This window comes from Zarconia navalis LEGE 11467, assembly GCF_015207075.1.
Taxonomy (GTDB): Bacteria; Cyanobacteriota; Cyanobacteriia; order Cyanobacteriales; family Geitlerinemataceae; genus Zarconia; species Zarconia navalis.
This window is the reverse complement of the sequence record NZ_JADEXN010000150.1, coordinates 1-9,775: the sequence shown is the minus strand read 5'-3', so window position 1 is coordinate 9,775 and position 9,775 is coordinate 1. Positions and strand designations below refer to the sequence as shown.

Annotated in this window: 6 protein-coding genes and 1 pseudogene; 5 read left to right on the top strand and 2 right to left on the bottom strand. The window is 50.0% G+C overall.

Going from position 1 to position 9,775, the window contains the following annotated elements; genetic code table 11:
- From IQ235_RS09985 to IQ235_RS09965, 5 genes and pseudogenes are all read left to right on the top strand, one after another.
- Positions 1 to 503 (top strand): annotated as a pseudogene (locus IQ235_RS09985) (AMP-binding protein); the annotation flags it as partial.
- A gap of 339 nt (positions 504 to 842) precedes the next feature.
- Positions 843 to 1,571: a phosphoribosylaminoimidazolesuccinocarboxamide synthase gene (purC, locus tag IQ235_RS09980; protein ID WP_264321323.1), complete on the top strand. Its 729-nt coding sequence runs from the start codon at positions 843 to 845 to the stop codon at positions 1,569 to 1,571.
- A 117-nt stretch (positions 1,572 to 1,688) separates the two neighbouring features.
- On the top strand, positions 1,689 to 4,013 hold the full coding sequence (locus tag IQ235_RS09975) for a BamA/TamA family outer membrane protein (RefSeq protein WP_264321322.1): 2,325 nt from the start codon (positions 1,689 to 1,691) through the stop codon (positions 4,011 to 4,013).
- Positions 4,014 to 4,350: 337 nt separating this feature from the next.
- Positions 4,351 to 4,944, top strand: a complete 594-nt coding sequence (locus IQ235_RS09970; RefSeq protein WP_264321321.1) for a hypothetical protein — start codon at positions 4,351 to 4,353, stop codon at positions 4,942 to 4,944.
- A gap of 186 nt (positions 4,945 to 5,130) precedes the next feature.
- On the top strand, positions 5,131 to 7,107 hold the full coding sequence (locus IQ235_RS09965; protein ID WP_264321320.1) for a peptidoglycan D,D-transpeptidase FtsI family protein: 1,977 nt from the start codon (positions 5,131 to 5,133) through the stop codon (positions 7,105 to 7,107).
- A gap of 277 nt (positions 7,108 to 7,384) precedes the next feature.
- On the opposite strand, the gene IQ235_RS09960 is transcribed toward IQ235_RS09965, so the two are convergent.
- Together IQ235_RS09960 and hetR are read right to left on the bottom strand one after the other, a co-directional pair.
- On the bottom strand, positions 7,385 to 7,921 hold the full coding sequence (locus tag IQ235_RS09960; RefSeq protein ID WP_264321319.1) for a serine acetyltransferase: 537 nt from the start codon (positions 7,919 to 7,921) through the stop codon (positions 7,385 to 7,387).
- A gap of 884 nt (positions 7,922 to 8,805) precedes the next feature.
- Positions 8,806 to 9,775, bottom strand: a 970-nt coding sequence (hetR, locus tag IQ235_RS09955) for a heterocyst differentiation master regulator HetR (RefSeq protein ID WP_441373257.1), incomplete at its 5' end; no start/stop codon positions are given.

The following is a 9,775-nucleotide window of genomic DNA, read 5'->3' as shown; positions in this document are numbered from 1 at the left end:
CGGGAAAACGAGAACTCTCCCCAAACAACAGATCGTTTCTACGCACGGGAGATTTAGGATTTATCAAAGATGGCGAACTGTTCGTGACGGGAAGATTAAAAGATGTCATCATTATCAACGGTCGAAACCACTACCCTCAAGATATCGAGTGGACGGTGGAGCAAAGCCATCCCTTTATCCGACCGGGTGGAACCGCCAGTTTCGCAGTGGAAACCGAAGGTGAGGAAAAACTGGTGGTGGTGGCGGAAGTGGAGCGCAGTTATCGCAGACCGCAAAAAATGGACGTGGATTCGACCGCCGTTTCGTCGGCTGCGGATGTCACCCATTCCAAAGAACTTCTGCGATCGATTCGACAGGCTGTGGCGAAAGAGCACGATCTGCTCGTTCATACCGTACTGCCGATCAAACCCGGTAGTCTACCCAAAACCTCGAGCGGGAAAGTGCAGCGTCATGCTTGCAAGCGAGATTTTATGGCACAAACCTTAAAAGTTTGGGAGAGTTAAACCGTTGCGAGGACTCAGATGACATTTCAAGAGACGCAAGTGTTTTTTGTTTCTACTCCTGCGAGCAAAGTGTTGGATGTCAATTCCAATCGATGTCAATTGCCGCTTCACACTGTTGCGATATCTTGCTTCGATCGGCTTGAGAAAACTAAAGTAACGATCTCGCATCGTCATATCGAGAGATATTTGCGAGCTACTCCTCGATCGTCGACGGGTTAGGTCTCAAGCCTTTTCTGGCGCGATCGCGAAGCCAAAAATAACCTTCGAGATCCTCAATCTTCTCGCCCTCGAGCGGCGGAAATTTTATATTCTAGAACCCTTGAAAACGGAATCACCCCCATGTCTGCCGAGCGAAAATTGTACGAAGGAAAGGCTAAAATCCTTTATCCCACCGACGATCGAGATATCTTACTCGCCTACTATAAAGACGATGCGACTGCCTTTAATGCTGCCAAACGAGGGCGCATCCAAGGCAAAGGCGAAATGAACTGTACCATTGCCAGCCACTTATTTCGATTGCTCGAATCTCGAGGTATTTCTACCCACTTTATCGATTGCCCCACACCCGATCGAATGCGCGTTCGAGCCGTCCGCATTATCCCCCTCGAAGTGGTCGTTCGCAACATCGCCGCCGGAAGTCTGTGCAAGCAAACCGGCTTGCCATTGGGAAGGGTGCTAAAATCTCCCCTGGTGGAATTTTTCTACAAAAACGACGAGCTCGGCGATCCTTTGCTGACGCGCGAGCGCCTGCTGATGATGGAACTAGCAACTCTCGAACAAGTCGAACGGTTGCGAGAACTCGCATTGCAAATTAACCAAATTCTCTCGGACTTTTTCGCCACCTGCGAAATTACTCTTGTAGACTTTAAACTGGAGTTTGGTTTCGATGGTCGAGGAAACATTATCCTCGCAGATGAAATCAGTCCCGATACTTGTCGCCTGTGGGACCGAACCCAAACCGACCGAGATCGTCGAGTGATGGACAAAGATCGTTTCCGTCAAGATTTGGGTAATGTAGAAGCAGCTTACGAACAGGTACTACAGCGAGTCCTGTCAGTGGTAGGCTGAACAAGTTCGACCGTAAGCGGTTCGGAGATCGACGAGATCGATCGTTCTCAAAAGGGAACCTAGAGCGATCTCGCCCCGTCAGACCGATCCGCATGGTGTGTGGAGGAAAGTGAAAACGTGAGTAGAATACAAGGGTCTTCCGTCTGGGTTGCCACGATCGCTGCCTCGACGCTATTGGCTTGGTCTGGGATAGCCCAGGCTCGGACAACCGATGCACCTAAACCCTCTCGGGGTCAGCTCAAAGCTAAGATCCAAGATCGAAAAGATGAGATCGAGTCAAAGTCGCCCGTAATTTCCGAACCGAGGGACTTGTTGAATTCCCCAAAATCGGAATCTCTCGCAGCGAAGCCAGAAACCCCTATCGAAGACATTGAGGGTGCGATCGAGCCATCTATCGAGGTGGCATCGGACACTGAAGACTCCTCGAAGGTCATTCCCCAAGTTCCCGTATCCGAAATCGTCACCGAGGAAGACTCTCCCCAGTCTGATGTTTTATCGGTCGCTTCGGAGGATACCGGTTTGGGACTTGACACAGGGTCAAGTCAAGCTGACCCACCCATCCTCGAGACTCTCCCTCTATCCGAAGAGATCCTCTCCCAAATTCCAGACGAGTCGCAACCGCAAGTCTTAGTTGCCGAAGTGGAAATTCGCGGCGAAATCGAACCCGTGCCGCCAGAACTCGAAAATATTGCCTACGATGCGATCGTCACCGCACCCGGTCGTACCACCACCCGCGCCCAACTCATCGAGGATACCAATGCCATCTATGCCACGGGCTTTTTTGCCAATGTAGAACCTCTCGCGGAAGAAACCCCTTTAGGGGTGCGAGTGGTCTTTGTTGTCGAATCCAATCCCGTGGTGACGAACGTAACTGTTCGGGGCAACGAAATTCTCACCCAGGAGAAAGTCGATGAATTTTTCAGCGACCAATACGGACAAATTCTCAACTTTCGCGATTTCCAAGATGGAATCGACAGACTCAATCAGTGGTACCGAGATGCAGGGTACGTTCTGGCACAAGTAATCGATCCGCCTCCCATTGTGGAAGAAGGGACGATTTCTCCCCCGGCAGTCGCCCCTGACGGCACGGTCACCCTAGAAGTCGCCGAAGGGGTCATTGAAGATATTCAACTGCGCTTCCGCTCGGAGGATGGAGAATTTGTCGATCCCGATGGTAACCTCATCGAAGGTCGCACTAAGCCCCACATCGTCACCCGCGAAATGCGATTGAAGCCGGGGGATGTATTTAACCGCGAGGTACTTCTCGAAGATTTGGGTCGCATCGTCCGTTTGGGCTTGTTTGAAGATGCCGAGTTCTCCGCCGAACCCGGAACCGACCCTCGCCAAGTGGTGTTGATTCTCAATGCTACGGAAGGGAGTTTCGGATCGTTTAATTTTGGGGGCGGTTTTAGCTCTTCAACCGGCTTCTTCGGTTCGGTGGGGGGTGAGTTCCTCAATATCGGCGGCAATAACCAAAGACTCGGAGGAGAAACCCAAGTGGGGACGCGAGGAACCTTTTTCGATCTTCGGTTCACCGATCCCTGGATTAGTGGCGATCCCTATCGGACGTCTTATACGATTAATGCGTTTCGCCGGAGATCGATTTCGTTGGTGTTCGATGGCAGCGAGAATGGCGATCGACGGGAAATCGAATTAGATAACGGCGATCGACCTCGAGTGCAGCGATTCGGCGGTCGAGTAAACTTCAACCGTCCCCTGTCCGACGACCCCCTATCGAGATCGGAATGGGTGGCATCGTTAGGTCTAGAATTCCAAAACGTGTCCATTCGCGATGGAGATGGGGACATCGAACCGCGAGACGAAGAAGGCAATCAGCTAGCTTTCAACGATGACGGAACCGATAATTTGCTCAATTTGAGATTTGCGATTTCTCGAGATCGACGAAACAGTGCCCTCCAACCGACATCTGGGTCTTTCTTCACCCTGAGTAGCGACCAATTTATTCCCATCGACGGCATCTTTTTTAACCGCGTGCGCGGTAACTTCAACTATTACATTCCAGTACAAATTACCGATTTTGATGAAGGACCTCAAGCCCTCGCTTTTAACCTGCAAGCGGGGACGATTGTCGGAGAACTTCCTCCCTATGAAGCCTTTGTATTGGGTGGGACGAATACGGTACGCGGATTTGAGGAAGGGGATTTGGGAACCGGACGCACTTTCGCCCAAGCGACGATCGAGTATCGTTTCCCCGTGTTCTCCGTTGTGGGTGCGGCTTTATTTGTCGATGCAGCTACCACCTTCGGCTCTCAGGACTCCGTGCTTGGAGAACCCGGTGTCGCGCGCCGCAAACCCGGTGAAGGAATCGGCTACGGCTTTGGCATCCGCGTCCAGTCTCCCATCGGCCCGATTCGGATCGACTTGGGATGGAACGATGAGGGGGATAATCGCTTTCACTTCGGTCTGGGCGAACGATTTTAGGAGGGTGAGTGTTGCATGACGCTTACGTGCGACCCCTTTGAGTTCGAGCAAGCCTAAACGAGCGTCTTTTGGCCAGCAGATGAAAGGAGAAATCGGGGTCATCCCCCACACCTAAATCTTTTGTGACAGCACGGGGTTTACTTAATTCACTCACACCTAAATTCTGACCTGGGAACTTCAATTTCCGACCCAATCTTGCGAGCAAATTATCAGTGGTAGGATGGTGGGGTCTCGATCTTCGCCAGGCTTATTGAGTAAAACAAATACAAAGCGTTAATATAGCCTCCACATCTTACTCGGTGCGGTCGAATATATTCCCTTTACCTTGATACCCTTTATGGCTCTTGCTCTTGACTCTCATCGTCCCGCTCGACGCAATCGGCAACTCAGCTCGACGCCTTCCCAACGGCACTCCAAAGTAACTCCGATTTCGCCCGATCGTCGTTCTTCTGTGGCGGGATCGATTGCGACGGCAGACTCACTTCCCCGCAGGAGTAGAGCCAAAGCAACTCCCGTGGGGAAGCAACGTCGATCGACTTCACCCAAGCAAGTAGTCGCATTTCAACAAAGAACCCAACAACAGCCTGTTTGGTTACGATGGCTGAGTCTCTTGCAGCGGAGTTCGTCGGCTCTGGGGTTTTTCTTGGTCGCTGCGACCTTAGTCGTATATGGTAGTACGGTGTATTCTCAGCAGCGATGGGATGCGGCATCAGAACAGTTAGACGACCTCAGACGAGACGAACGGCAGTTTTTAGAAAAGATGGAATCCCTCAAACAGCAAGTCGCCGAACAAACAGCAACATCTCAAACCGGTCTGGTAGTTCCCAAGCGAGAAAACTTCTTGTTTTTGAAACCCGCATCGGCGCGTCCGGCTCCAAGAAACTCCGCACCCGTCTCTAGATCTGGAACCTCTGAACCTATGGGGTACTAAACTTGGATGCGGGCGCGATCTCGGTTAGGTTAAATATCTCAAACGATCCCCAGTTCGTGTCATTCTAAGTTGAGTTCCACAGAAAATTTCCCGAGCTAATTCTCGATCGACGTACGGTTTGTGGCTGCGAATTCGAGCAATATTCTAGGGAGCGATCGAGATTACCAGCTTTTAGATCGAGCACAAATGAGAAAGACGAACAGATTTGGGAAGCGCGCGGGGACGGCGAGAAGAGCCGTCGAGAATCAAGCATCGAGCCGCCGCTTAAACTCTCTACGTCAGGATCGCTCTTCTAGAAACAAGCGCAAAGACCAGACGGGTGGAGAATCTCGCTCGAGCGAACCCGTTTTGCGCTTCGAGAAACCTATTTCTTCCCTTCGAGAGTCCCAACGGCTCCGTCAGCCGTATCGTTCGCATCAAAACGATCGAGAGTCCTCTGGGATCGAATCTCATTCCTCACACCCTCAAACGAGCCTCGCTCGACCTTCCCGATTCCGGCTCGTCCTCGTCTGGAGCATTTTGATTGCTGGAGGGCTGGTACTGATGGCAAATGTATTTGACCTGCAAGTGGTACGCTCGAATCAGCTACAACAAATGGCTCGGACTCAGCAGCAAAGCCCCATGCCAGCATTTGTACCCCGACGCCCGATCGTCGACCGTCAAAATAATATCCTCGCCGTCGATCGCCCAGTCTATAGTTTGTACGCTCACCCCACGCTATTTCGGCTGTCCCATGAAGATATCGCCACAGAGTTAGCCCCCATCTTAAAACGTCCGGTGGATGAGTTGGTCAAAGAACTCTACTCGGGACCGAGTGGGATTCGGTTGACCGATTTTCTCAGCGAAGCGACCGCAGGCGAAATTCAACGCAAATGGATTGATGGATTGGAGTTCGTCCATCATTCAGCTCGTCACTATCCGCGATCGGAATCCGTTGCCGAAGTCGTAGGATACGTGAATTTTGATGGTGAGGGACAAGCTGGAGTCGAGTTGAACCATCAAGATGAACTCAAACGCTCCATTGAGGAAATCAGTCTAGTCGATGAAGAAATCGGACCCATCGATCGGAGCGCTCGTCACTTTTTTCAATTAGACGACCTCCGGCTCAAACTAACCATTGACAGCCGTTTGCAACGATTAGTTCGCCCCGTTTTAAATGAGGGAGTCTCGAAATGGGGTGCTAAACGCGGAACGGTCATGGTGATGGACGTGCGAGATGGTTCGCTGCTTTGTTTGGTTAATACGCCTTCCTTCGATCCGAATCGGTATTTCGATGCCGATCTGGCGAGTTTGAAAAACTGGGCTTTAACGGATCTCTACGAGCCTGGCTCGACGTTCAAGCCGATCAACGTGGCGATCGCCCTAGAAACCGGTGCAATCCAACCTAACAGTAGCTTTTACGACCCCGGTCAAATTTTTGTCGATGGCTGGCCGATTGGGAATGCGGGACGCGGCGGATTCGGTCAGATCGATGTGGCTGAAATTATCAGCGTTTCGAGTAATGTCGGCATGGTTCGGATTATGGAGCAAATGTCCGCTTCCGATTACTACGACTGGTTGGAAAAGCTCGGACTGGGGGAAACCTCTCAAATCGATCTACCCTTTGAAATTCCCGGTCAACTCAAATCCAGAGAGCAGTTTGTCGGCTCTCCGGTGGAAGCAGCCACCACGGCTTTCGGTCAGGGGTTTGCCATCTCTCCCATCCAAATGCTACGCCTGCAAGCGACACTGGCTAATGGTGGCAAGCTGGTGGTTCCACATACCGTTGACGGTTTATTTGATAGTGAAGAACGACCTCACTGGCAGCCAGATTTACCTCCTCCCCGGCAGGTCTTTTCTCCAGAAACAGCTGGGAGTGTTTTGGAGATGATGGAACAAACCGTAGAATCGGGAACGGGGCAAGGTGCTTATATTCCGGGATATCGCATTGCGGGTAAGACGGGAACCGCTCAGAAAAGTACTGCCGGTGGTGGATACTCCGACTCGGCGATCGTTACGAGTTTTGTGGGAATTCTTCCTGTCGAATCTCCTCGATATGTGGTGCTAGCCGTGGTAGACGAACCCAATGGGGGATCGGGTGGAGAAGTTGCCGCTCCCATCGTCAAGTCCGTGATGGAAATTCTTATTGGTATCGAGGGAATTCCTCCAGCTGAGTTGGAGTAACATCAGTTTTGGATAATACTGTTTCCGGTGAGGGTGGGGAATGGGGAATAAAGTACCTTGCTTGCGAGCGAGGAGATTCACCCCAGTGCGATCGGCTCGCTCTCAAATTTCCAACAAGTCCGAACATCCACCAGAGTTAGCATTTGGAGCTGTGACTTAACCAAAACTGAGGTTGGAGTAAGAACGAGTTCGGTTCAAAAATATTGAACCCGCTTCCATCGTAATCTGGTAGAAACGGGTTGAATACGTTAGCCAAATTTGCCTTTCAACGGTTCGACTACAGGGATTTTTCCATCACGGTTAATCGATCTACAGGAGCTTTGTCTATAACGCGTTGACTTTTTGGAGGAAGAATTTTAGCGGGAACTCCAACCGCTGTTGCACCAGCGGGAACATCACACAGTACGACGGCATTAGCCCCAATTTTTGCGCCATCACCGATCGTAACGGGGCGAACGATCTTAGCTCCAGCACCAATATCGACGCGAGCGCCAATTTTTACGCCACCCACAATCGTCACTTGCTGAAAAATCATGCAATTCGGTCCGATGGAAACGCGAGGATCGATGATAATGCCATTGGGATGAAGTAGTCGCAGTCCGCCAGAAAATTTCCAATTTAGCGGAATTTCAGCCCCACTTACCACACTCCAAAACCGATATTGGAGTAAACCGATCGCTTTCAAAGTTGCTCCTATCGCTCCACCTCGACTTTGCCCTTTTTGATATTGCCGAATAGATTTGAGGAGTTGGCGACTGGGATCCCACCAACGTCTTAGTTCTTCTCTGGTCCAGTCTGGCTCGGTCGCTAACATGGTTGATGTTGGTATTTGAGATCGCATCGAGTGTTGATGACTGTGACTGATAAACTGCATAGTAATAAGTAATACCTGAATCTTTAGGACTTTTCATATAATTCTTACTCTCCTCAAAGATGACATCTAATGTCACTGTCGAGAGTGAATCATCTCGCTATACAACAGGAACACAGCCGCTTGAAAGCCATGTTTCCAGTGAAAGAGAAATGTTGGAGGAATTACAAAACTAATAGCTAGCAGAGCCGTATTACTCTGTCACATCTGCGCTATAGATTAAAAGAAACTACAACATCAGTAGAGCACTCGATCGAAGTTAGGTGTTATAACTATCTTCAGCTTTAATGATAGTCTATACCTCAAATATTTTTATTTAGAACGAGTCAAGAAGTTTCTCATTCACATAAAGTTTGCGTGAACTCCTCTCGTATACTTAGAGTCGGTTGAGAGTTCGTACCAAATTTGGTTAGCTTAGAGCTGCTTTCCATAAAACGTCTAATACCAAATCCGGTTATGAGAACCCACTTATTCAAGCCGCCATAAATTCTTGAAATAAAAGGGTTTAGCCTATTGTTATAAAGGGGGTGTGGCAATCGGATTTAGTATATAGCGATTTGCGCTCGTGTATTTACACTTTTGTGCCAGGCAGGTATTTTCCGTTTCCCGTTTCCCTGTTCCCTGTTCCCTAAAAACTTTAGCTTGTAACTATGCCAGCGCGAATCGCTATAAGTACTCTGTATGATTTAATTCTGGCTTTTTGGTATCCAGTTCAAAAAGAGCCGAACGAACTCGGGGGTTCATTCGGCTTTTTTTCCAATGGGAATAAATGCTATGGATGCAAAAATATCTTACTCTACGTATCTTTCCCGAACCATACTCACGAGCTACTCATGACCGTTTTGAGGCTCATTCGGTCCGGCAACCATTTGTAAAACAAAGGGTTGACCATCCTTATGGTGATACTTATCTGCCCAATGCCGAACGATTTCATCGAGTTCCCCTAGAGCATCTTCCATGCGCTCTTCGGGAATATCCAACTCTTCCAAAACGCGCATGGTTTGCGGGGTTCGCTGTGCCCAGTCGCGCATCATTCGGAAGTAGCGAGCGGTATCCTCCACCATGATGTAGGTTCGCTCTTCCTCATCGGCTGGAGAGTAAAATGCGCGAGTAAGGGCGTAAAGGGGCATTCCCCAAGGAGAATCGACTCGACTGACGGTTCCCGAATAAATTAACCGACGCTTGATATGTTCGGCGAGAGCCTCGCTCAAAGGCATCCGTCGTTCGGGCGGTAAATCTTCCTGAGATCGAGTATGCAAAAACTCAATTAACTCCATGAACTGGAATGAGTTGATTGCTTGGGCATCCGATAGATTGTCTGGCAGCTTGCGCTCGAGTTGTCGTTTTTCGTCTGAGGTGAGGCTCGTCCCAGCGATGCGAGGCTTTCCTGGCATCCAAGGGTATTTTTCCAACCAGACGTAAGGAAACTGAATCAGATAGCGCGGTTCTTGAGAACCGAGCATCTTCAGCAATTTACCTTCGGTGAGTGCTTGTCGGACTTCTTCAACAATGACCTTCACCCGTCTGGGTTCGATATGGTGCAAGTGCCCCGTCATGCGAAGATTTTGCCCTTGCTCCAAATAGGTCATGTAGATCGCGCACTTGGCTGCTGTCGCCGCCGCATCCAAGAAAGCGCCATGCCGATGACCGCTCGTTCTCATGGCACTAAAAGCCAGATACAGTAAGATCTGATCCATCGCACTGGGGCTAAGGCGTTCGATCAAATCGACATCGTTACTCATTAAAGTCCCCAAATCTGCTTTTTTGGGAGGTTTCACGTCCCCCTCCATGTAATCT

Excerpts from the sequence above, each read along its gene's own strand:
- IQ235_RS09965 (WP_264321320.1), top strand. The coding sequence starts at position 5,131 with ATGAGAAAGACGAACAGATTTGGGAAGCGCGCGGGGACGGCGAGAAGA.
- purC (WP_264321323.1), top strand. The coding sequence starts at position 843 with ATGTCTGCCGAGCGAAAATTGTACGAAGGAAAGGCTAAAATCCTTTAT.
- IQ235_RS09970 (WP_264321321.1), top strand. The coding sequence starts at position 4,351 with ATGGCTCTTGCTCTTGACTCTCATCGTCCCGCTCGACGCAATCGGCAA.
- IQ235_RS09960 (WP_264321319.1), bottom strand. The coding sequence starts at position 7,921 with ATGTTAGCGACCGAGCCAGACTGGACCAGAGAAGAACTAAGACGTTGG.